1 protein-coding gene is annotated in these 255 nt (G+C 37.6%); it reads right to left on the bottom strand.

Translation table 11 applies throughout. From position 1 onward, the window contains the following. Positions 1-255 (bottom strand): DinB family protein (locus tag SB754_RS21545; protein WP_410784361.1); only part of this gene is annotated, 255 nt, incomplete at both ends.

Here is a 255-nt window from a genome sequence, read left to right as displayed (position 1 = left end):
AATGAAGAGGTGCATTGTCGTACAATTGAAAAATCTGAAAGTATATCTTGGAAATCAAGTCGGCTGAAATTTGCATTAGTCATATATGCATCTATATCAAATGGAGGAAATGAAAGAGTCTCTCCACGAGAAACTGCAAAAATGCGATAACTCAGTAAGCGTTCAGCATCTGCCATGTGACCGAGTGCTTCTTTCAAACTCCATTTTTTCGCTTCGTATTGGTACTCTGCTTGTTCACTAGATATATCTCTTAGT

The sequence above is a fragment of the Leifsonia sp. SIMBA_070 genome, from assembly GCF_046534635.1.
Lineage (GTDB): Bacteria > Actinomycetota > Actinomycetes > Actinomycetales > Microbacteriaceae > Leifsonia.
Note: the sequence above shows the minus strand (reverse complement) of the source record. Positions and strands in the feature narration are given on the sequence as shown.